Origin of the sequence: Streptomyces sp. CG4 (assembly GCF_041080655.1) — a bacterium.
Lineage (GTDB): Bacteria > Actinomycetota > Actinomycetes > Streptomycetales > Streptomycetaceae > Streptomyces.
The window spans coordinates 5,583,668-5,604,029 of record NZ_CP163525.1; the positions used below are offsets into that span (position 1 = coordinate 5,583,668).

The 20,362-nt window shown below is 68.2% G+C and carries 22 protein-coding genes and 1 tRNA gene; 5 read left to right on the forward strand and 18 right to left on the reverse strand.

All coding sequences use genetic code 11. The features are described from left to right. Position 1: 1 nt before the first annotated feature. From AB5L52_RS25510 to AB5L52_RS25545, 8 genes are all read right to left on the reverse strand, one after another. A complete protein-coding gene (locus AB5L52_RS25510; RefSeq protein WP_369366423.1) occupies positions 2 to 1,093 on the reverse strand; it encodes an ATP-grasp domain-containing protein in 1,092 nt (363 codons plus the stop codon). After that, entirely contained in the window at positions 1,090 to 1,905 is an 816-nt protein-coding gene (dapF, locus tag AB5L52_RS25515; protein ID WP_369366424.1) for a diaminopimelate epimerase, read from the reverse strand. The genes AB5L52_RS25510 and dapF overlap by 4 nt, the downstream gene beginning before the upstream one ends. 58 nt (positions 1,906 to 1,963) lie before the next feature. Beyond that, positions 1,964 to 2,209, reverse strand: coding sequence for a hypothetical protein (locus AB5L52_RS25520; RefSeq protein WP_351564477.1), 246 nt, complete (start codon positions 2,207 to 2,209; stop codon positions 1,964 to 1,966). Positions 2,210 to 2,292: 83 nt separating this feature from the next. Beyond that, positions 2,293 to 2,835: an NUDIX domain-containing protein gene (locus tag AB5L52_RS25525; protein WP_369366427.1), complete on the reverse strand. Its 543-nt coding sequence runs from the start codon at positions 2,833 to 2,835 to the stop codon at positions 2,293 to 2,295. Then, positions 2,832 to 3,191 carry a hypothetical protein gene (locus tag AB5L52_RS25530; RefSeq protein WP_369366429.1) on the reverse strand — a complete coding sequence of 120 codons (360 nt, stop codon included), beginning with the start codon at positions 3,189 to 3,191 and terminating at the stop codon, positions 2,832 to 2,834. Before AB5L52_RS25530 ends, AB5L52_RS25525 begins: the two co-directional genes overlap by 4 nt. Positions 3,192 to 3,312: 121 nt before the next feature. Beyond that, positions 3,313 to 4,158: a helix-turn-helix transcriptional regulator gene (locus AB5L52_RS25535; RefSeq protein WP_351564474.1), complete on the reverse strand. Its 846-nt coding sequence runs from the start codon at positions 4,156 to 4,158 to the stop codon at positions 3,313 to 3,315. A 27-nt stretch (positions 4,159 to 4,185) separates the two neighbouring features. After that, complete coding sequence (locus tag AB5L52_RS25540) at positions 4,186 to 4,698, reverse strand: DUF6879 family protein (RefSeq protein WP_351564472.1); 513 nt, start codon at positions 4,696 to 4,698, stop codon at positions 4,186 to 4,188. After that, positions 4,676 to 4,945, reverse strand: coding sequence for a hypothetical protein (locus AB5L52_RS25545; RefSeq protein ID WP_351564470.1), 270 nt, complete (start codon positions 4,943 to 4,945; stop codon positions 4,676 to 4,678). The genes AB5L52_RS25540 and AB5L52_RS25545 overlap by 23 nt, the downstream gene beginning before the upstream one ends. A 356-nt stretch (positions 4,946 to 5,301) precedes the next feature. Here AB5L52_RS25545 and AB5L52_RS25550 point away from each other — a divergent pair, with 356 nt between their 5' ends. Both AB5L52_RS25550 and AB5L52_RS25555 read left to right on the forward strand, forming a co-directional pair. Next, entirely contained in the window at positions 5,302 to 5,988 is a 687-nt protein-coding gene (locus tag AB5L52_RS25550; RefSeq protein ID WP_351564619.1) for a DUF317 domain-containing protein, read from the forward strand. 185 nt (positions 5,989 to 6,173) lie between these two features. After that, positions 6,174 to 6,662, forward strand: coding sequence for a hypothetical protein (locus tag AB5L52_RS25555; RefSeq protein ID WP_369366432.1), 489 nt, complete (start codon positions 6,174 to 6,176; stop codon positions 6,660 to 6,662). 71 nt (positions 6,663 to 6,733) lie between these two features. Here AB5L52_RS25555 and AB5L52_RS25560 read toward each other — a convergent pair whose 3' ends face one another. The 5 genes from AB5L52_RS25560 to AB5L52_RS25580 all read right to left on the reverse strand — a co-directional run bounded on the left by AB5L52_RS25560 (position 6,734) and on the right by AB5L52_RS25580 (position 12,071). After that, positions 6,734 to 8,434 carry a mobilization protein gene (locus tag AB5L52_RS25560; protein WP_369366433.1) on the reverse strand — a complete coding sequence of 567 codons (1,701 nt, stop codon included), beginning with the start codon at positions 8,432 to 8,434 and terminating at the stop codon, positions 6,734 to 6,736. Between the two features lie 4 nt (positions 8,435 to 8,438). Next, positions 8,439 to 9,041 (reverse strand): plasmid mobilization relaxosome protein MobC, encoded by a 603-nt coding sequence (gene mobC / locus AB5L52_RS25565; RefSeq protein ID WP_351564464.1) that lies wholly within the window; start codon positions 9,039 to 9,041, stop codon positions 8,439 to 8,441. A gap of 186 nt (positions 9,042 to 9,227) precedes the next feature. Beyond that, complete coding sequence (locus tag AB5L52_RS25570) at positions 9,228 to 10,061, reverse strand: DUF2637 domain-containing protein (protein ID WP_351564462.1); 834 nt, start codon at positions 10,059 to 10,061, stop codon at positions 9,228 to 9,230. Between the two features lie 208 nt (positions 10,062 to 10,269). Next, entirely contained in the window at positions 10,270 to 11,574 is a 1,305-nt protein-coding gene (locus AB5L52_RS25575; protein WP_351564460.1) for a DUF3631 domain-containing protein, read from the reverse strand. Between the two features lie 266 nt (positions 11,575 to 11,840). Beyond that, positions 11,841 to 12,071, reverse strand: a complete 231-nt coding sequence (locus AB5L52_RS25580) for a hypothetical protein (RefSeq protein WP_351564458.1) — start codon at positions 12,069 to 12,071, stop codon at positions 11,841 to 11,843. A 94-nt stretch (positions 12,072 to 12,165) separates the two neighbouring features. Between AB5L52_RS25580 and AB5L52_RS25585 the strand changes: the two genes are divergently transcribed. Together AB5L52_RS25585 and xerC are read left to right on the forward strand one after the other, a co-directional pair. Continuing rightward, positions 12,166 to 12,843, forward strand: coding sequence for a helix-turn-helix transcriptional regulator (locus AB5L52_RS25585; protein ID WP_351564456.1), 678 nt, complete (start codon positions 12,166 to 12,168; stop codon positions 12,841 to 12,843). Then, the gene (xerC, locus tag AB5L52_RS25590; RefSeq protein WP_351564454.1) at positions 12,840 to 14,501 is read left to right on the forward strand and encodes a site-specific integrase; all 1,662 of its coding nucleotides are present in this window, start codon (positions 12,840 to 12,842) and stop codon (positions 14,499 to 14,501) included. The genes AB5L52_RS25585 and xerC overlap by 4 nt, the downstream gene beginning before the upstream one ends. Before the next feature lie 47 nt (positions 14,502 to 14,548). On the opposite strand, the gene AB5L52_RS25595 is transcribed toward xerC, so the two are convergent. From AB5L52_RS25595 to AB5L52_RS25610, 4 genes are all read right to left on the reverse strand, one after another. Continuing rightward, a tRNA-Arg gene (locus AB5L52_RS25595) sits at positions 14,549 to 14,621 on the reverse strand. Between the two features lie 211 nt (positions 14,622 to 14,832). After that, entirely contained in the window at positions 14,833 to 16,356 is a 1,524-nt protein-coding gene (locus AB5L52_RS25600) for a hypothetical protein (RefSeq protein ID WP_369366436.1), read from the reverse strand. Next, entirely contained in the window at positions 16,353 to 17,267 is a 915-nt protein-coding gene (locus AB5L52_RS25605) for a site-specific integrase (protein WP_351564450.1), read from the reverse strand. Before AB5L52_RS25605 ends, AB5L52_RS25600 begins: the two co-directional genes overlap by 4 nt. Positions 17,268 to 17,488: 221 nt before the next feature. Continuing rightward, complete coding sequence (locus AB5L52_RS25610; RefSeq protein WP_351564448.1) at positions 17,489 to 18,361, reverse strand: hypothetical protein; 873 nt, start codon at positions 18,359 to 18,361, stop codon at positions 17,489 to 17,491. A 195-nt stretch (positions 18,362 to 18,556) separates the two neighbouring features. Between AB5L52_RS25610 and AB5L52_RS25615 the strand changes: the two genes are divergently transcribed. Further along, a complete protein-coding gene (locus AB5L52_RS25615) occupies positions 18,557 to 18,919 on the forward strand; it encodes a helix-turn-helix domain-containing protein (protein WP_369366438.1) in 363 nt (120 codons plus the stop codon). Between the two features lie 221 nt (positions 18,920 to 19,140). Here the strand turns inward: AB5L52_RS25615 and AB5L52_RS25620 are convergent, their stop codons facing one another. After that, positions 19,141 to 19,821, reverse strand: coding sequence for a hypothetical protein (locus tag AB5L52_RS25620; protein WP_369366440.1), 681 nt, complete (start codon positions 19,819 to 19,821; stop codon positions 19,141 to 19,143). Positions 19,822 to 20,362: the final 541 nt, after the last annotated feature.

Here is a 20,362-nt window from a genome sequence, read left to right on the forward strand (position 1 = left end):
CCTACGGCGAGACGGCAGCCTCCCGCGTCGCGGCGGTGCTGGAGAACACGGGAGCGGGCAGGGGAACATCGTATGGCCGCCGGGCCAGGGCCTCGTGCAACATCGCCAACACGACATCCGTGTGCGTGAGTCCGACCATCGCCGCCCCGACCGCGAAGTTGCTGTCACGGGACATGCCCGGCGTGCTGTTGACCTCCAGCGCGTACGCGTCGCCGTCCTCGGTGAGGATGAAGTCGATACGCGCCGAGCCGCGCAGCCCGATTCCCGCCCACAGGGTCTGGGCGTCCCTGGTGATCCTGTCCAGCACATCGGGAGCCAGTTCGGCGGCGCGGACGGTTACGGTGCCTCGGGAGTCCATGTCGAGTTTGGTGTGGGCGTCGTAGAACTCGGCTTCGGTCGCCTCGGTGGCGAGCGGCGGGAAGACGACGACCGAGCCGCCCGGAAGCTCCAGCAGGCCCACGGTCAGCGATGTACCGATCACGTAGTCCTCGATGAGTACGTCCGCGCCCTCCTCGCCGGCGGCGTCCACCAGCGCGCGCGGCAGTTCCGCGGCGCCGCGGACGAGGCTCATGCCCACACTGGAGCCGCCGAGGGGCGGCTTCACCATGACGGTTTTCCCGCCCCAGTTCGCCGGGCCGCCGGACCAGACGCGCCAGCCGGGCGTTGGTACGCCGAGGGTCAGCATCACCCGCTTGCAGAGGATCTTGTCGGCCGCCACCGCGGATGCCCCGACCCCGCTGCCGCAGTAAGGCACGCGAAGGTAGTCGAGTAGGCCCTGCAACCTCCCGTCCTCACCGTAGGGGCCGTGCAGGTTGGAGAGGGCTACGTCGTACCCGGCCAGCTCCATGATGAAGTCGGGCTCGGTGGGGTCCAGCACCTTCCACCGTGCGCCGATCTCGTCGAGTGCCTCGGCCAGGGCGGTGACGGATCGCTGCTCGACGGGGCACTTCGAGTGGTACAGCCGGTCTTCGGCGGACACCGGCCCGTAGATCAGGGCGACGCCGAGACCCTGGCGGCTTCGCCCCCACTGTCGAAGCTCCTCGGCGGCCTTCTGCACCGCGAGGTCCGAGCTGGGGCTGAGGAACAGAGTCATGCGAGTACCCCTTCGAAGGTGTGGGTGACCGGCCCGCCTACCCATGCGGTCCCGTTCGGTTGGTCCTCGTGTGGCCGCACGGTGAGTGGCTCGCCGGCCTGGTTGTGGACGGTGACCTCGCGCCTGGCGACCAGGCCGCGCAGAGTGGCGATGACGACGGCCGCGACGGCCCCGCTGCCGCAGGAGAGGGTCTCGGCTTCGACGCCGCGCTCGTAGGTGCGGATCTTGAGCGCCTGGCCGCCGAGGCACTGGACGAAGTTGACGTTCGTGCCGAGCGGCGCGGCGTTCTCGTGGTGCCGGACGATCCGGCCTACCGCTTCCGTGGCGATGGCATCCACGTCGTTCACGATGGCGACGACGTGCTCGGTGCCGGTGTGCACGCAGTCGAACCACGTCGGCCGGCCGTTGATGAGGGCCTGTAAGACGCGGGGCCGGATCGCGTTCACCTCGGCTGTGACCCAGACGGACGCCGGGTCGACGAATGCCTCGTGCATGACGCCCGCCATGCGCAGCCTCAGCCGCCTTTTCACGGGGAGGTCGTCGTCGTGGTGGGCGGCCCACGCCGCGCAGCGCAACGCGTTGCCGCACATGGTTGCGATTGACCCGTCCGCGTTGAAGCACTGCACGTCGTACTCGGTGGGGCGGTTGTCGTTGATTCGGCTGACGACCAGGCCGTCTGCGCCCACGCCGGTACGCCTGGCGCACAGGCGTTCCGCCTCCTTCGCCCAGGCTGTGTTGTCTCTGGGCTCGGGGTTGGTGAACAGGATGAAGTCGTTGCCCGCTCCGTGGATCTTCCGAAAGTGCAGGGGCATGGCGAAGCTCCTCGTGTTGTGAGGTGGAGGGTGGTGCGAAAGCCCGAGCGGGCCGGGATCAGCGGCGTTCGAGGGGCCGGTAGGTGGTGCGGGCTTCTCGCATGATCAGCGGGGCGCGTCCGGCGAAGTGCAGGATGCGGGCCGAGGCGCCGCCGGCGGACCTCATGTCCTGAACCCGCTGGTACTGGCCGTCGAGGAGTAGGAAGTCGCCGATGCGGACGTCGGTCGGCGGCCTGGTGGCCCCTATCGTTCCGACCGGCGGAGGGGGTATGGAGGGCTGCTCCTGGACTGTGCGCTCGTACATTCAGTCTCTCCAGATGCCCAGCAGAAGGGAGCCGCCGATCACGATGAGGCTGACCACGTAGGCGAGTTGCTGGTTTCGGGGACTCATCGGGTTCCGATGAGGTGGCGTTCCGCGCGGCCGCGGAGTGACGGGATGCCGATTTCCGCGAGGGGCACCCAGGCTGCCGCCCCCGTATCGATCACTGGGGGGAAGACCGCGCCCGAATGGGCTCGGAAGAGGTAGCGGATGCCAACCCGGAGACGGGGTCCGTACCGGTGCTGACCTGGCCTGGTCACGTCGACCAGGAAGGGGCTTTCTGCGCCGGGCTGTGTCCACACGTCCTGGATGCCGGCTTCCTCGGCGAGCAGCCGCAGGGCCGCCTCGCTGAGCGACTCGTCCTCAGGCTCCGGTTCGGCCTCCGCGAGCGCGTAGCGTCCCTCGTGCCGCAGGCAGAGGACACGATTGTGCTCATCGACGACTACGGCTCCCGTCATGACGAGGGGGCAGCGCCGGTCGTGGGTGCAGGCTCGGCGCCGCGAGTGGTCGACTGCCGCGTCATAAACAGGCATCAACACCATTTCCTCGGCGGGGTGTTCGTGGATGTAGTGGGACAGCTCCCGGATGATCTGGTCTTCTCCGACGCTCACGGCGCATCCAGCCCGTTCCGCTCGGTGTAGATCCACAGCAGCCGCCGCGTCACAAGAGCGACATCGCGGAGGTATATGAAAGCCCCGAACGCAGGCGTTTCGGCGGTCGGCCGGTTCGTGAGGTCGATCAGCCTGGTCCCCTCGCGGACCAGCTCCCGCACCTCGCTGTCATCCTCCGCGCCCAACTCCTCGCCGAGCAGCCGGTTCAACTCCGCGGCGATCCCGGGCAAGTGCCGGTTCATTGTCGCGCGGGTCGTGCTGCCCATCGACAGGCCGAGGACGGCATCCGTGCGGGAGGAGATCGCCTCCACGTCGATAGGGAAGTCGTCGACCTCAGAGTCCTCGGCCAATTCCATCGCCTTGCCCGTACTTGCCGCAGTCATCACTGGCCCCTCCGGTGCACGCCTTTAGCCGTGCAATAAAGCTAGGAGAGAGGGGAGTTTGGGCTCCACGAGTGTGCCCGAACTTGCCAGACGTTCACCCTAGAGATTCGATGGCAGCGGTGATGATTTCACGCGCGGCGGCGCCGTAGACGGCAAGTTCGGCCAGTTCGCTGAACGTCTTGGCATACATGGCAAGTTCGTGCCTTTGGATGACCGTGAGGTGAGCCGAGACCAGTTCGACAGTGACGGTGTGATCGTCGAACATAAAAAAGCCCTCGACGGGCATGAGTGGGCGGTTGATGTCTCGGGGAATAATGCCGATGCTCACCCTGGACAAAGCCATAGCGCTCAGCAAGTAGCCAAGCTGGCCAGCCATCACCTCTGCCCCACCGATGCGGTTATAGAGGGCGCCCTCCTCCAGGAGGATGGCGAACGTGCGGTTCGTGTAAACGATCTTCTGCTTCTCTACGCGGACCTCAACAGCCGAGGGCACGTCGTCGATCAGGCCACGTCGGTCACGGATGGAGGTCAACAGCGCTGTGATGTATGAGGCCGTCTGCACGGGGCCGGGGATGAGCCACGGTGAGTAGAAGCGAAAGTGCTGCGTGCGCTCCCACAGCGGGAGGGCGGACTCCTGAGCCCACTTGAGCCCGTGGCGCTCCATCTTGCGCCACTCGACGTACATGCCCTCGATACCGCGGGCCGTCGTAACGAGATCCTCCGCCTGGTTGTCTGCGCCGCATGCCCTACACCAATCGCGAAGGTCGCGCTCCGAGGGCACGCGTGTGCCGCTCTCGAAGCGCGAAGCCTTCGATTCATGCCAGCCTAGGCTATTGGCCAAGGCTCGCTTGGTGAGTCCGGCCGCTATCCGGATCTCTGCTAGGCGTTTCCCGAGCGCCTTGCGGGCTTCCTGTGCGCTCGAAGATGCCGGCGGTTCCATATGGGGGCGATGATCCTATGTGAAGTGTCAGTACGCTTCGAACTCTGCGTGTGGCGTTGCCCTCTTCCAGACGGCGTCGAAGGCTGACTCGCAGAGTTTCGCAAGCTCCGGGTTTTCTGTGATCTCTGGCTCCGTCGGCTCGCCCTCTCCGTCAAAGTGGTTCAGGTACAACAGTCGGGAGTCGAATACCCAGAAGTCGTTACCCGGAAGGAGTAGATCCGAGGCGTTTCGCCGGGGGAGCCATCGCACCTGTTCACCCGCTGCGATGTTGAGACCCTCGGTGACGTCGTACTCGAAGCGGATGTACTCGCTGACGGGCGTCGACACGATGCGTGCCCGACGCACTTCGACACCCCGCGAGACCGATTCCGAGACGATGGAGAGCCAGTCGGCCCAGCGCTCGGCGGGGTCGAAGGACTTACCGGCCTGCCAGTCGATGAAGGCTGCGTCCGACTTCATGTAGGCGTCCCGCGTTTCCAGGTGGACGGCCGTCCTCTGGCAGTCGCGGAACAACTCCTCAAACTTCGGGGGACTCGGCATCCTTCTGCACCTTCGGCTCGGCGTTGTCGGCGTCGTGCTTCCTGTCGCTCGGCAGGAAGAACCGCACCATATAGCGCGGGATCTCCACCACCGTCTCGTGCTCGGGGATGTCCATCTGCCCCAGCTGCCCCGCGTCCAGAACCTTGAACCCCTGGACGAGGTACCTGTCCGTCTCCTCGTCCATGTAGATGGTGGGCGAGTTGCCGTTAGGGCTGTTGGGGTCCTTACCGAGCATGCGCAAGGCCATGATGTCCTCCTCGGTTGCCGGTGATCCTTCCTATGCCAGAGCTTGCCCACAACTGCGCTGTCGGGCCAGGAACTTGCCCAAACTTGCCGGGCCTTTCCGTCGGCGCCCCGAGAGGAAAGCCTGGGCGACGGTGCACGGGCGCATGGACGCAGCTCGCCTCGACGGTTCACCAGTTCGCCGGAGGCAGACAGGGAAGATCCCGAAACCACTGGTGCATCGCGAACGGGCATGTCAACGTGGACGACCTTCCGAAACCCCAGGTCAACGAAGGTCTGAGACATGTCCCCGAGCTTACGGAGGCGCCCCTGCAACCGCACCACCCCAGCGAGCCCTTCCAACCCGAATCGCCGGACCCGGTGTACTGGGTCACCCCGCGCCACTTGGCCGGAGACGACGACGCGCTCGCCGAGCGGATCGGCGACACTCTGGCCGGCCTGGGTTGGCGCATGTGGCCCACCGCCCGCCACACCCTGCTGTACGTGAGTCCGGACGGCCTGTGCGGCGCCGAGTGGATTCTCGCGGCCTACCCGTTCGAGCTGGGCGGACTGCCGGTCGCCTGGCAGCTGAGCGCTCGCCGGCATGCCGCTTCCGCGATGGCGGAGTGGAACGCGTACTTCACTGCTGGCGTCCCGTACGAGGCGCTCGCTGATCTCCTCGTGGCGCTCGACGCCCGCGAGGCGCCCGACGGCGGCGTCGCGGGCCCGGAGGCCGTCCTTGCCGCGCTCACTGCCCGGGGCTGGCATCGAGACGTGGACCGCCCCCGTACGACAGCCACGGACCCTGGGTTCTCCTCCTGGATCTCCTTGGAGATGATGCCGCCGCTTATCCAGGACGCTGATCCGCGCCCTGACCTGGTGGGCTGGCAGGCGTGGGCGGAACCCGTTCTCGGTGAGCCGTACCTGTGGTGCGCCAGCTTCAGCGCCAGCGTCCCTCACGACCTGGTGGCCGCGTTCGCTTGGTCACTCGCCTCACCGGTCCCGGTGCCCCGTCGCACCCTGCCCAAGACCGCGGAGGGTCGGCTCACCGTTGCCCGCCGCAGCTGACGCCCCGCGTCTCTAGAGGAGGGCTGGGGTGCTGCTCGTCGCCGACCCCCTGAGATGCAGGTCAATCGTTCGTGGCACGCGCTCCGTGCCACCAGTCGACAGAGAGGAAGAAGATCTTGTTCTTTCGACGCCGTGCCGATCGTGCGTTCCGTGAAGCCCAGCGCGCGGGCTACGCGCTCCTGCAAATGCATGCCGAGTGGCCCCTGCCGGACCCTGCCTCCGGTGCGGCGGCACCGGCCGGCTGCCCGGTGCTGGAGAAGCTCGGCGCCGAAGCGGCGACCGGCACGGGCCTCGACTTCTCCCGCAAGGCGAAGACGTCCTTCACCTACGCCGACGGCAGCTCCTCAGAGATTTCCGAGGAGCTGTACAGCGACACCGCCGCGAAGCTGTCCAACGGCATCGGCAAGATCTTCGACGCGATGGCCTCTTGCCCCACCTACCAGGTGGTATCGGGCAGCACCGTCATCGACATGGAAACCCAGGAGACGGCCGCCCCTGACCTGGGGGACGAGCAGTGGAGCCAGCTGCTCACCTACCTGACCGGTGGGCAGCGAAGCGTCGTCAAGCAGACGGCGATCCGCACCGGCAACGTCCTGGTGATCGTCTCCGGCTCGCCGGGGCTCGTGGACGCCAACTTGGAGAAGGCGCTTGCCAAGGCCGAGGCCGCCCATTGAGCGCCCTGTCTCATCGGTGCCCTCTGCCTGGCTTTGGCAGAGGGCACCGGCGTATCCCTGAATCGCCGTGATCAGCGTCGCCGCGCCGGCGACGCCTGCGGCGACGGCGTAGCTGCCGCTGGGGGGACCGGAGAGGCGTGGCGCTGCGTGGTGCTGTGGGCCCTGGCTGCCTCGGCTCGGGGACTGGGTGCGTGGCGCTCACCGAGGCGGCGGATGCGCCAGGTCAGCGCACGGGCGGGGCTGTGGGCGTCGTCCAGGGTGCGCTGTCCGAGGGCCTGGTCGAGGACGGTGGTCGCGTTGTGCCCTGCGGTCTCCGCCTCGGCGAGCACGGTGGCGAGTGCGTCCCAGGCAGGGTCGGCCAGGATGCGCTCCGCGTGCTCTGGCACCGCCTCCTGTAGGTGTTGGGTGAAGCGGCACTTGGCCTGGAGGCTGGGAGAGCGTTGCGCGATGCCTGCCAGGACTGGTCCGGAGACCTGCGCGTACGCGACCTGCAGGTGGACGAGGGCTTGCTCGGCTGCTGCCTGCTGTTGGGCGTGCTGGCGGGTGCGGTGCCAGTGCATCGCGAAGGCCACTGCGGTGAGTGCGGCGTCCAGGAGCATGGCGAATCCGGCCCCGTCCCTGTCCTGGGGCCTCTCGCGCCAGATCGCCTGGATGCTGCGACGGAGCACGCGGGTGCTGTCGAGATCGGCAGTGATGCGGGACCGGGTGGCGCGCTCGAAGAAGGCAGCGGCCTGTTCGAGTTCGGCCCTGAGCGCGGCCGGTGCGGTGACCGGCAGCAGGTCCAGGGCGGCGCCGAGCGCGACCAGCTGGCCCTGGGCGGCGTGCTCGTCGCCGTGGGTGAGGTGGTGGGCGATGCGTTCGGTGGCGGCGGTGGCCTGATGCCACGGGTTGCCCGGTCGGACGGCGACCGGTTCGGGGCTGGTGGTGGCGAGGCGTTCGCGGATTTTGGGCAGGGAGAGGTCGGGGGCGAGGGTGGAGCCCGCGTAGAACACCGGCTCGCCCTTGTCGTTGGTGTCCCCGGGCAGGGCGAAATTGCAGCCGAGCGCGTCACCAGAGGGGCCGTGCTTGAGGCGCACGGTCACACCTGTCGCCTCCAGCAGCGCGAAGAACTCGGCCTCGTCCGCCGCGGCGGCCACCGCGCGGCGCACCCGCATGCGGAGGATCTCGCGGGAGGTGGCGTCCTGGCCCAGGCGCTTGGCCTTGAAGTGCTCCTTGCTGGTGGGGCGCTTGGCGGCAGTGCCGTCGCCCGGCTTCAACCGCCGCAGCCCGTAGTCGATTTCAATCTTGCGGGCCTCGCGCTGGACGGCGCGCTGGTCGTAGTCGCGTTTGGGCCGGCGGCCGTCCTGGCGCACGAGGGTGGCGGCGATGTGGATGTGGTCGTCGGCGTGGCGGACGGCCACCCAGCGGCAGGCTTCCTCGTCCCCGTCGGGGGCGATGCCGGCGGCTGCCACGATGCGGCGGGCGATGTCCGCCCACTGGGTGTCGGTGAGGATCGGGTCTTCGGGTGCGGCACGGACGGGGCAGTGCCACACCGTGTACTTGGGTGCCTTGTCGCCCAGCATTTTCACGGGCTGGTCGAGCTGTGCGGCGAGCTGATCCTCCACCTCCTTCGGGTCGCGGTGGGGGCTGCGGCCGGGGTCGGGGGCGAAGCCGTTCCAGGACGCCACCAGGTGCGGGTCGATGTGCTCGTTGGCGCGGCCTTCGCCGAAGAGGTAGCCGATTGTGCGGCGCGTGGCCTTCGGACCCTTGCCGAGGATGATCTTGGGTATCACCGACTCATCGCCCCTCGGTCACTTGGTCGATGGCGGCGTCCACTTCGGCCACCGCTGCCTCGACGCGGTCCAGGAGTTGTTGGACGGTGTCGTGGTGGGGCCAGGCGCCGTCTTTGTTGAGGTGGTGGGTGAGCTGGTTGACGTTGCTGCCGATCTTGCCGAGCTGTCCGTTGGCGGCCATCAGCGTCTTTACCATGGTGCGGTAGTCGGCGACGGCAGCGGTGGGGTCGTCTGCGCGGGCGGCGGCGAGTGAGCATTCGGCGACGTAGCCGCCGAGTGCCATGCCGCTCAAGGCGGCGGCTTGTCGGACGAGGTCGAACTCGCTGTCGCTGTAGCGGGGGTGGACGCGGTGCTCGCGCAGCTGCTTGTCACGCAGTCGACGGCGCGGCGCGGACTGGTGTGGTGGGTTCGACGACGGCTTGGTGACCCCTGCCTCGGTCGGCTCCCCAGGGCCGGCCGACTCCGGTGCCGCCTCGGCGCCGGATGCCTCCGCCTCCCCTGGGGCCGGGGCCGGGTAAGGACTCCTTACCCGACAACTTGCTGCGCTGTTAGAGGGCGCGGTCATCTCCTGCTGGGCGGTCGGCAGTTCGTAGTGCGGGTCGTGCATAGGACGGGTCTCCGTGGTGCGTGGGGGATCAGGCTGGGTGGACTGTGTCGGCGCGTACCGTCTTGGGGCCTTGGAGGTGGCTCGGCGGGGTGTTGTGGTTGCCGTGCAGGCAGCAGCAGGGATCAGCGGGCTACCGGAAGTCCGGAAGTAGTTCCGGACTTCCAGCAAGCCCGGGCTGCGGGGACGTCAGGCGGAAGGTATGGACGAGGCCGACGCCGCTTCGTGCTCCTTCGTGAGGACGTCGATCACCTTCTGTAGGCGTTGGTTGGCGACCTTGCGCCCCTGTACGTCCCGGATCTCCTCCGCAATCGCGTCACGGTCGACTTCGCCCGTGCGCTCGACCACCGGGCGTGCCATGGCCAGCAGCTCTTCATGCGAGGCATTCGGCGGCCGACCGGTACGCCGGGGAGTTGGTGCGGCCTGTGCAGGAATGTCATGGCCGGAATCCGGCTGGGGTTCGGGGGCGGTACCGGACGGCAGGTCGGGCTGGCTTTCGGCAGGAATCGCGGGCCGGATGCCGTCGCCGCTATCGCTGGGGCCAGGGACTTCAGGGCGTTTGGGGGTGCTGGCCTCCTGGGCGTGGCGGCGGATGACCAGGTAGAGGTGGACGGCGCCGGCCAGGGCGAGCGGGGCGAGGGCGGAGAGCGCGCCGACGGTGAGGTCGCCAAGCCGAAGGCCGCCGCCTGGGCGGGTCTGCTGGTTGAGGCGGATGGCGTGCAGGGCGTTGGCCCAGATGCTCACCCCAGTGGCCAGACCGACGAGTGTCCCTACGTACCGCCGTGAGCGCGGTGGGGCGCTGCGCAGCACGAGCTGGGCGCCAATACCGATGCCAATGAAGCCGTCGATCACGAGCGGGAAGGCGTAGGTGAGCAACCCGCGGATGTGGGTGGCGACGGCCATCTGACGCAGGGCGTCATAGGAGAGAACGAAGGCCACCGCGGCGAGCACGACGATGCCGAAGCGAATCGCTTTGCCGCCCGGTATGTCGGAGGGCTTGGTGACGGTGGTGCGGGAGGTCAAGCGGGGGCACTCCAGGTGGGATCGGTCGACGGCCACGCGGCAGGGGGTGCGGCGTGGCCGCCGTGAGGTGCGGTGACTCGTACCACTCGTTGCGCGCCTGGTCAGGGCAGGTACGAGAGAAGTGGTGATGCCGAGACGACTCGTTGCGGGCCGCTCACTCGTCCCCGCGCTGACCTGCGCGGGGACGAGTGTGACGAGTGGAGTCGGGTCAGGCTGCGGTGCCGGGGGCCGTCATAGGCTGGGCGGGCCCGGCCGGAGGCTTCGGCTCGGGGCAGTAGCGCGCCCAGGCGTCGAGGAACTGGTTGCGCGCGAAGCCCTTGGCCTGGACGCCGTCGGGGAAGCGGCGGTTGGCCGAGCCGATGCCGTAGTCCTTCAGCAGCACCTGCAGGCCGCGCGGGGTCAGCCCATTGGCGCCGTACTCGGCCCACGGCGCCTCCTTGTCCCCGTTGAGGTACTCCAGCAGGCTGCTCGTCCGCAGCACTGCCGGATCGCCGACAGCGGTGAAGGCCCGGCGGATGTCGATGAGGATGCGGGTGCGCAGACCGCCCTCCTCGTCATGCCCCGCTTCGTAGTCGGTCATCGCGCGGCAGGCGGCGCGGGCGAGCGTGGGCCATTCGCCTCCGGCGAGGTCGGCCACGATCACCAGCGGTTCCCACGTGTCCGCCGCACGGTCCTCGACCGGCATGACCGGTTCCATGTCCATCGCCCGCGCGTGCAGTGGTGTGAGCCAGGCGGTGAGCCGGTTCCGGACGGCGTGCAGTGCGGGGGTGTCCCGGCCGGTGCGGAAGGCCGCCACCTTCTCGCCCGGTGCCCGGCGGCGCATCCGGATGACCACGGACCGGTCCATGATCGTGTCGGGCAGGTCGCCGATCCCGGCGAGCGCCGCCATGGCGAAGGTGGGGAACGCCTGCGGCTTGTGCTCGGGCCCGGACACCCGCAGCGTGGGCCGGTTGCGCTGATGGCCGGCGTTGAGCAGGCCGCGCAGATCCTCGTTCTTCTCCGCCGCCTTGGCGGTGCCGAAGAGGGTGTCGGCCTCGTCGACCAAGAGCGTGGGCGGGTCCTCGTCGGTGATCGAGCGGAAGATCGCCGCCGGGCTGGCGTTGACCGTGATCAGGCGGTTGCGCACCGTCTCGGTCAGCACGTCCAGCAGCCGCGACTTGCCGCACCGCTTCGCCGGCCCCACCACCGCCAGGCGCGGCGCGTGCTGCCAGGCAGGCTGCAGATGCGTCGCCGCCACCCATAGCGTGACGGCGTCCAGCGCCTCGGGCGAGGGCAGGATCACGAACTTCGCTATCTGCGCCCGCAGATCATCCAGCAGCGCCGAGGCGACGGTCGGCTCGGAATGTGGCACCTCCTCCTTGGCAGACTGAGCCGCCGAAGTGGCCTCTGGCGTGCCGTCGTTGTCGGGGGTCGCGGGTTCGGCGGGGTGGTCACCGGGCTGGCCGGGGATGGCGACCGGCGGCCAGGAAGGCTTGTCGGAGGCGGAATGGGACTCGGCTCCGGGATGTTGCACAGGGCAGCTCCTCATACTGCGGCACCGGGCATACCGGCCCAGCGCACGCGGGTCGTTCAGTGGATACGGGCGGCGGGAGTGTGCTGAGCCTCCGGCGTTGCCGCGCCGGGGGCTCGCTTTGTCCCGTGGGGGGACATCCGGGCTGTTCCGTGACTGAACACCCGGGGCGCTCCCTGAGGGAACACGGACAGTACGTCCACCCCCTGGCACAGTCCAGCGTTTCTGTGTCAGCTCAGCGCAGAACCGTCTGCTACGGACCCGCCCTCTCACGCGGCCAGGCCGAGCAGTTCCAGCAGATCCGCCGTCACGACCCTGTAGGCGTTGCCGAGCCGCAGCACCTTGCACGGGTACTGGCCACGCTTGGCCAGCTCGTACCCCTTGCTCCGCCCCAGCCCCAAGGCGCGATTGCCAGTCTCCAGGTCAACGGACACCGGCAGTCCCAGCAGCTCCTCCCTGCTCATGCCCTTCGCCTGCTCGGCGGGTTCGGTCTCGTGCATACGCACTCCATCCACGACTGAGCCCTCGGCGAACGTGACGATCACGCCCGGCTCCAGGCCACTAAATCCAGGATGGCGAAGCTAATGTGTCCTAATGACACAACACGATTCCGATGCTGGATTCGACGACGAGGACGAGGACGACGTCCCCGAGTGGGCCGACCACGTCATGGCCACCGTGGCCGCTGAGGTCCGACGCCGAAGGAAGGAGTTGCGCATGAGCGCCCAGGACCTCGCCGACCGGTGCGAGGAGATCGGCCACCCGATCCCCCGCAACGTCATCGCCAATATGGAATCCGGCCGCCGCGCCAACCTGCCCTTGGTCGACGTCATGGTCCTGGCCAGGGCGTTGCGCACGAATCCGATCTGCCTCATCTACCCGATCGGTTACATCGCCGAGGTCCAGCGGCTCCCGTACGAGCACCGCACCGCTCCGTGGGAGGCCATGTGCTGGTTCACCGCTCAGGACAGCGGCTCCCTGGCCGATCGCGACATGCTCCGCTACCAGCGCGAGCACATCGAGGCCCTCGGCGAAGCCCACGCCGCGATGGCCAGCGAAAGCTACGCGCAATACGCCGTCGAGCACGCAACCAGTGCCACAGAACGGGCGGAGGCCCTGCGAGACCAGGCCACCTGCCTGGAGCGCATCGACAAGGCCAAGCAACGCCTCCGCGTAGCTCGCTCCTTCATCCGCCGCGACCGCGGCCTGCTCCCCTACCTGCCACCCGAACTCGCCGACGTCGACAGCACCGCCGAGGAGAATGATCTTTGAAGGGTTCCACCCACCGCCGCTGCTACTGCCGTGACCCCAAGACCGGCAAGCCGCTCGGCAAGAACTGCCCCAAGCTCTCCAGCCGCAAGCACGGCTCATACTCCATACGCCAGGAGCTGCCACCCCGCGAGGACGGCACCCGCCGCTCCTTCAGCCGCGCCGGCTACGAGTCCCTCAAGGCCGCCCAGGCGGACCTCGACCATGTCCGCGCGCTTCTCGGCCTCGCCGAGGCCGACGACGCCGAGAGCCTGGCCCAGATCGCCGAGTTGCTGGAGAAGGTGGCCGACGAGAAGGCGCCACTGCCGGATATCGAGGCGACCCGCAGGCGCCTCAGCCACGGCCTGGACCTGACCAGCCGCCTCACGGTCGGCGAGTGGCTGGACATATGGCTGGCCGGCAAGAAGGGCAGGCAGAGTGCCATCAGCCGCGATGAGAGCAATATCCGGGTGCACCTCAAACCGAGGATCGGGCATTACCGGCTCGACCGGCTCCGGGTCACCCACCTGTCGGAGATGTTCGAGGCCATCGCTGAGGCCAACGTCGAGATCGCCGAAGGCAACGCCGCACGGCGCAAGGCGTTCAAAGACCTCGCCCAGATCCCCTGGAAAGGGCGCGCCCACCGCGCCCGCCGCAAGGTGATGAAGGCAGCCATCGAGGAGATGGAGACCTACCGCCGCATCGTGGGCCCGGCTACCCGCCAGCGTGTCCGCTCCACCCTACGGGCCGCGCTGAACGCCGCGATCGCCCAGCAGCTCATCACCTTCAACCCGGCGGCCCACGTCGAGCTGGAGGCGGGCAAGCGGCCCAAGGCGCTGGTGTGGACGGACGAGCGCATCCTCCACTGGAAGCGCACCGGCGAGAAGCCCTCACCCGTGATGGTCTGGACGCCGGAGCACACCGGCCTCTTCCTCGACCACGTCGCGGAGGACCGCCTGTACGCGCTGTTCCACCTGATCGCCTTCCGCGGGCTGCGACGCGGTGAGGCATGCGGCCAGAAGTGGACCGACACCCACCTGGACGCCGGTCTCACCACCGTCGCCAAGCAACTCGTCGTGGACGGCTGGGAGGTGTACGAGGACGACCCCAAGACTGACGCCGGCGCCCGCACCATCGCGCTCGACTCCGACACGGTCCAAGCTCTCAAGCGGCACCGCGCCCAGCAGGACAAGGACCGCAAGGAGTGGGAGAGCGCCTGGGTGGAGACCGGACGCGTCTTCACCAAGGAGAACGGCGAGATGCTCCACCCCGCCAACGTCACACGGCGGTTCGTCGAGCTGTACGAGGAGATCGGCCTCCCACCGGTCCGGCTCCACGACCTCCGCCACGGTGCTGCGACCCTCGCCCACGCGGCCGGGGCCGACCTGAAGGACATCCAGGAGATGCTCGGCCACTCCTCGATCACCATCACGGCCGACACGTACACGAGCCTGCTCCCGGAGGCAGACCTGGCGATCGCCGAGGCCGCAGCCCGGCTCGTACCGCGCGCCCGCGCCGCCTCCAAGAACGACGCTCCGGAAGCCCAGGGCGAGGCCGAGGCGGCGGAGGCGAACGTGCCGGACGGTGCTGATCCGTCCGGAGAAATATCGGGGCCTGGCACCCCGTCCGCTCACGCACCGCTCACGCAAACGGCCCCGGACGAGAAGTCCGAGGCCGAATAGGACCCCTCCCTGGGGGATAAACCCCAGGTCAGAGCGGTAATGCGTTGTGCCCCCGGCAGGATTCGAACCTGCGACACCCGCTTTAGGAGAGCGGTGCTCTATCCCCTGAGCTACGAAGGCGGGGATCTGTCGACAAACGTGTCTAAAACGAGGACGCGCACGCGGCCAGTTCTTGACATGTTTTGGACAGGCTGGTGATCGACCGGTGAGGGTCTGCTCGCCGACGCCAGTGTAGCGGGTGGCGCGCTCGGCGCACTGGGGATGCGCCAGGCGGGGGATCCTGCGGAGGGTGCTGGGAGTGGCGGCCTGGAGTGGTGGCCTAGTGGGGGCGTCAGGAGAAGATCGCGTTGAGTGCTCGGGTGATGGAGTTGTTCAGCCAGGCGTATCCGAGGTAGATCAGCAGGGCTCCGCGGGCGCCGTATGCCGGGACTCGCTTGTGGGGGTAGCTCTGGTCGAAGCGGGAGTGGATGGACTCGCTGTCCTGGCGGAAGCCCTTCAAGCGGCGGCCGGCCGGGGTGTCGGGAGGTACCTGCCGGAGGTGTTCGGTGCGGTTGAAGCGCTGCTTCTTCGTCTTCGGATCGATCTGCCGGTCTTCGTCGGTCTCGTCGCATCTGATGTGGAGGGTGTGCGTCTTGACGGGGCAGTTGATGGTGATCCGGTGGTAGAAGCGGGTGCTGCTCTTTCCCTCGCGGTGTTCGAGTTCCTCGACGGGGAGGGGCGTGTAGTGCGTCGTCTTTCCATCGACGGTGATGCGGCGCTCGCACACCCTGGCCTCTGCGACGTAGAGGTCGTGGGCGCAGGGGCCTTCCTTGTGGCGCAGGAGCGACTGCGGTGTGAGTCCGTCGTGCTGTGGGGTGAACACGAGGAGGCCTTGGGAGATCAGGGGGGCACGGTGTTTGCCGCGCAGGGCGGCGTCGTACGTGACGGCCTTGGTGCCGGGGGCGCGGGCGATGATGCGCTTGACCATCTCGACCAGGGCGATGCCTTCTGACTCGCGTTGGGGGTCGTCTTCCGGTGACCTGTGGCGGACTGATTCCAGGGCGAGGATCACGCGGCTGTGGGCGGTGTCGGCCAGGCGTACGGCGGTGGAGAGGAACTTGTTGCCGTAGACGAGGTTGCCGCCTCCCTCGACGGTGACGCCGGCGTCTTCGTGCACGCGGTGGTGGCGTACCTCGCCGGTTTTCTTGTCGACTGTTTTGTGTGCGGAGTGCCCGGACTGAGGCTTTGCGACGGTGGCGTCACCGTGGATGACCTGTTGGCGTTCGGGGCGGACGCGGCTGGTCCTCTTGCCGGTTTCGCTGAGCATGCCGTGAGCCAGGGCCTGCTCGATCCATAGCTTGCTGCTGATGTCGCGGATCTTGTCGTGGGCGGGCTTGAGGTGCCGTCGGAAGTAGTGGTTCCAGTTGCTTCGGGTGGGGCCGGCGGGCTTCAGGGCGTCGGCAGCCTCGTCGCCCATGTGGGTGCGGATCGCCGCGCGGACGGGCTCCCACCAGTCCTCGTGCTGAAAGTGGCTGGCGGTGGAGCGAGCGGAGCCGAAGATGGAGATCGAGCAGAGGAAGATCAGATAGACGACGGGCGGGTGGTGGGGGCGCCGGCCGACAGGGCTGGAGCCTGGCAGGGTGGCGGCCGCACTGTATACGTCCGGGTTGTTGATCAGGTGGGCGAAGCGGACGGTGGGGATCAGGTGCGGAGCTTGCGGGCCCTTGGGGAGTGGTGGGGCGCTCGCTGCGCCGAAGGTGTCGTCGGGGATCGGACCGTACACGTACGGCGGGGGCTTCTTGGCGGCTTTGCGGGCGCGTTTCTTGCCGCCGGAGGTGTCCGTGGGACGTGGAAGGGCGGCCTTGCGGGAGATCACTGGGTGTCCTCGCAGGTGCTCCAGGCCAGCCCGGCAAGGGCTGCTGCGCTGTCGAGGGAGGACAGGCCGAGCCGACGGGCGACTTCGGAGACCTGGCCTGTTTCCAGGAGGAGTTGGCGGGCGACGTAGCGGGTGATGTCGCGCGGTTCCACCTTCCGGGCGGTGGTCGCAAGGCCGGAGCGGCGAGCGATCTCGTTGAAGCCAGCGCCGACGCTGGCCTGGGCCGTGTACCGGGTGGAGGTGTCGCTGGTGACAAGGCGGTGCTGTCTGGGCCGGTGCTCGCCCAGGTAGTCGGCGCGCAGGCGAAGCACATGGACGGCCCAGGGGCTGAGCGGACAGGTCCTGGACTGGGTGTGGGTGGCGCCCGCGGTGGTGACGGCGGCATGAGTGAGGTCCAGGTCGCAGGTGGTGGCCTGGGCGGTCTCGGCGCTGGTGAGTCCAGACAGAAGCAGGGCCAGTAGGGCGGAGTGGCGGGTCGCGGGCATGCCGCGCTCGGAGTGGAACTGGAGGGTCTCGATCTCCGCATCGGTCAGTTCGGCGCCGGTGCTGCGGGGCGGACGCGGGATGGGAGAGGAGTCGAGCAGAGGTGCGGCCTGGGTCATGCCGAGGGCCCGGGCGTGTGCGAAGAAGGAGGCGAGGGCGGACCGACGCTGGCGGCGGGTGCTGGTTTTCGGGTCGAGGGTGATGTTGTCGCGGCGGTCCCGGCCGGGAGCGCCGATAAAGCGTTCGGTCAGCTGTCCGGTGACGTCATCCATCCGGTGGATTCCGTGGGCGTCGGCGAAGAGGCCGAACCGCTCGCTGATCTGGATGTAGAGGTCGACGGTCTCGATGGCCATGTCACCGTCGGCGGCCTGCTGAAGCCAGCGGCGGCTGACTTGCAGCAGGGCCTGGCGGATGGTTGTCCTAGGCATGCCGGATCACCCCCCGAAGGGGGCGGGGGCGGGCGCAAATGCGGGTGTGCAGGGGAACCGTCGCGCTACGGTGGGAGTGCCTCGCCTTGTGTGAGGGCATGCCGAAGCCCCCTTCCTGCGCAGCGTTGCCGCGCTGGTTGTCGGGTGGAGGAGGAAGTCCGGCAGCGCCGTCCCGGCCAAGGAATCAGGCGCTGCCGGACTGTTTTCTGTGCCCGGGGTCTCTAGGCGACGCGGTGGCCCCGGAGCTTGGCAGTGAGGGCCGTGACGGCCTTCAGGTGACTGTGGAGTTCCAGGACCTCCGTCGGGGTCAAGCGGGTCAGGTCCGCCAGCAGGACGGGCGGCAGCAGCAGAGACAGAAGATCCTGTTCAGGGCCTGTTCCCCCGGGGGCCCGGCCTCCGGGCGTCTCGGTGCGAGGGCGGGGTACCTCGGCTTGAGGCTGTTCGGGACCGTCCTGCCCGCTTGGGCTGTCTGCCTGTCCAGGGTCACTGGGCCCGCTGTCCACCAGGTCGGGCGGTTCCTCCCAGAGACCGGGCTCGTCATGCCCGCCGGCCGGTGGTGCTCCTTCGTCCGGAGCGTCGGTGTCCTGGGTGGTTGTGGGCGGGGTGCCCGTGTGGCAGGTGCCTTCGAACCAGTGCAGTTCGCCGGCCTGCTCCACTGTGAGCAGGCCGACCGCGACCATTAGGTCGAGCAGGACGTGGGCCTGTTTGATGCGCTCGTGCTCGGCGCGTGCGGCCGCCAGGAGCTTGGCCACCAGACCCTCGCGGGAGACGGGGCCGTAGCGGCAGCGCTCTCTGGCAGTCCGTGCGAACCACTGCCCCTTCCACTTGGTCCGCAGGGCCTCAAGCCCCTCGGATTCGCCGCGCGCGAAGGCCCGGGCGACGTACCGGCCCTTGTCGCTGGGCAGATAGGTCGCCCGCCTGTGCCCCTTGGCGAGCAGACCGGTGTTCATGGCGAACACCGGGACCAGCCCGCAGTTCTTGGCGGAGAGCCCTGTCGTCTTTGCCAGTTCCACCGCTCCGACCGGGTCGACTGCCGAGCAGGCGGCCACGATGACCAGCAGTTGCTGATCTGCCCGCAGTTTGGGCGACGGCATCAGCCGCTCCTCAGGCCCTAGCTTGGCGCGGCCGGTGACCGGCGGCGTTCCCGTCTGTTGAGTTGACACTGTTGACACCACACCTTTCAGGCGGACCGGGACAGAGGTGTGACCAGCCATCGGGTTGCTACTCTGGTAGCAACCCATGGTTGGGCGGGGTGCGCAAGTCGGCATCCCGTCCGTCACACTGGTCGCATGCCCGGAGGAACGAGACGTGGAAAGAAGCCGCGCGAGTATGCCGTGTCCGGTGACTGGCCGTACGCGGTGATGGACAGCGTCCGGCAGGCGCAGGTGGGGCAGGCCGTCGCCCGGGCTCTATCAGAGGCGATGGAGCGACGAAGCTTCTCAGCCAATGCGCTGGCCGAAGCCTCCGGCGTCAACCGGCAGGTCATCTCCAACATCCTCGCCGGAACCGTGTGGCCGGACATGTTTACGCTCGCGAGCCTCGAGGTGGCGCTGGATGAGATGCTCTGGCCGCGTCATACCGAATGGCCAACGGGTGATGACGGTGCCCGTCACCAGCCCATTCCCTCGCACCGGCGCAGCGGGGAGGGATAGTTGACGGCCAGGGCGGACGGCCTGGGAAAGTCTGATGATGTGTCTGTCGCATGGGGGTCGACCTCCCGATCGGGGGAAAAGCAGGCCGAACGCCCCATCGTCCGGGAATGACCCGGTAGCGTTGGGGTGCGGCCCAGAGTCGTTCAGACCGCCCCCGCGCGTGCTGCGTCGGCCTCGGAACCTTGCTGGCAGCGCGGGAGGCGGTCGCCTTGGGGGCTCTTCTAAGCCGCCTCCGTTGCTGTGGCCGCTACGAAGTAGCAGCGTCGGCTGTTATCCCGGTGCTTCTTCACCAGGAACGCCTTCTTGGCTAGATCATCCAAGAGGGCCCGAGCGCGGTTGTGCGCCTTCTCGTCAGCCTCGGCCTCCTGGCCCTCCAGATGCACCGCGAGCAGCTTCGGAGTCCACTGATGGCCGGGGACGCTGTTGATGATCTGCAGGACCTGCATGCCGCGCGGGCCGAGCTTCGAAGCGTCAGCCGCCGTCGGCGCATCGGCCGGTGCTTGGTGGCCGCTCTCTTCGGCTGGCCCGGCGGCCGCCGTCTCCGTCGGGCCTGCGGACTTATCCGTGCCGCTGACGGTGTCATCCCGTTCGTCGGAATCAGGCGCGACCTTGAAGCTGGCGTCTGCATCGAGATGCCCGTTTCGAAGAGCGGCTCCGGCATGCGCCGCCGCGAGGAGCGCCTCTTGGACGTGTACCGCCCGCTCGCGGGTGACCACGACCTGTTCGCGCTCGGAGCGAACTGCTTCCCACTGGGATTCCAGCGCGGCGATTCCCGACATCAGTCGGTCGAGCTGGGCGTCGTGCTCGGCCAGCTTGGCATCGCACTGGTGGATCAGGGCACCCATGTCCGCCATGATCCAGCTGGGGTTGGCGGAGGCAGTGGCACCGTCGGTGGGCTGCATGGCGATCACCATAGGGCCTTGCCATCGCAGGCGCGTACGCGCTGCCTCGATCCAGCCCGATCCGGCAGGAGTACGAGGAGTGTCAGGTGGGTAGGGAGGGCGCCCTCCCTAGACTCTTGATTCCCGCCAGAGCATGGTGCTCTGACCACGTGTGACGGCCTGAGGGAATTGCTACGTCGCCCGTGCGGAGTGCCTTAGGAACCCGACCGCAGCCCAGTCGTCGAGCGACGTTCAGGAGGGCTGTGTCACCCCACGTTTCCTAGGTAAGACAGGAGATGGCGCCCGCAACGTGACTGCTCCGTCGGCAGTTCCTGCCGCAGGTCAGCTGAGGCAGGAATCCCCCCACCCGGACAAGCCGAACACGACCTGACCCGCCTCGTACCGGGGCAGCCTGCAGTACGGGTTGCGACGGCTCATCCAGGACTCCTGCTCCGTCCTGCCCAGCCCCCGAAAGCTCTTGTCATCCATTAGAGCGGCTAGAGGGAGCTCAGGTGACAGACCAGGTGTGCGCACCTTGAAACGGTGCTATCGGCTCGGGAGA

Excerpts from the sequence above, each read along its gene's own strand:
- AB5L52_RS25620 (WP_369366440.1), bottom strand. The coding sequence starts at position 19,821 with ATGCAGCCCACCGACGGTGCCACTGCCTCCGCCAACCCCAGCTGGATC.
- AB5L52_RS25555 (WP_369366432.1), top strand. The coding sequence starts at position 6,174 with ATGCATGCCGAGTGGCCCCTGCCGGACCCTGCCTCCGGTGCGGCGGCA.
- AB5L52_RS25605 (WP_351564450.1), bottom strand. The coding sequence starts at position 17,267 with ATGCCTAGGACAACCATCCGCCAGGCCCTGCTGCAAGTCAGCCGCCGC.
- AB5L52_RS25615 (WP_369366438.1), top strand. The coding sequence starts at position 18,557 with ATGCCCGGAGGAACGAGACGTGGAAAGAAGCCGCGCGAGTATGCCGTG.
- AB5L52_RS25545 (WP_351564470.1), bottom strand. The coding sequence starts at position 4,945 with ATGGCCTTGCGCATGCTCGGTAAGGACCCCAACAGCCCTAACGGCAAC.
- AB5L52_RS25585 (WP_351564456.1), top strand. The coding sequence starts at position 12,166 with ATGACACAACACGATTCCGATGCTGGATTCGACGACGAGGACGAGGAC.
- mobC (WP_351564464.1), bottom strand. The coding sequence starts at position 9,041 with ATGCACGACCCGCACTACGAACTGCCGACCGCCCAGCAGGAGATGACC.
- dapF (WP_369366424.1), bottom strand. The coding sequence starts at position 1,905 with ATGCCCCTGCACTTTCGGAAGATCCACGGAGCGGGCAACGACTTCATC.
- AB5L52_RS25520 (WP_351564477.1), bottom strand. The coding sequence starts at position 2,209 with ATGTACGAGCGCACAGTCCAGGAGCAGCCCTCCATACCCCCTCCGCCG.
- AB5L52_RS25610 (WP_351564448.1), bottom strand. The coding sequence starts at position 18,361 with ATGCCGTCGCCCAAACTGCGGGCAGATCAGCAACTGCTGGTCATCGTG.
- AB5L52_RS25580 (WP_351564458.1), bottom strand. The coding sequence starts at position 12,071 with ATGCACGAGACCGAACCCGCCGAGCAGGCGAAGGGCATGAGCAGGGAG.
- AB5L52_RS25510 (WP_369366423.1), bottom strand. The coding sequence starts at position 1,093 with ATGACTCTGTTCCTCAGCCCCAGCTCGGACCTCGCGGTGCAGAAGGCC.
- AB5L52_RS25530 (WP_369366429.1), bottom strand. The coding sequence starts at position 3,191 with ATGGAATTGGCCGAGGACTCTGAGGTCGACGACTTCCCTATCGACGTG.
- AB5L52_RS25540 (WP_351564472.1), bottom strand. The coding sequence starts at position 4,698 with ATGCCGAGTCCCCCGAAGTTTGAGGAGTTGTTCCGCGACTGCCAGAGG.
- AB5L52_RS25535 (WP_351564474.1), bottom strand. The coding sequence starts at position 4,158 with ATGGAACCGCCGGCATCTTCGAGCGCACAGGAAGCCCGCAAGGCGCTC.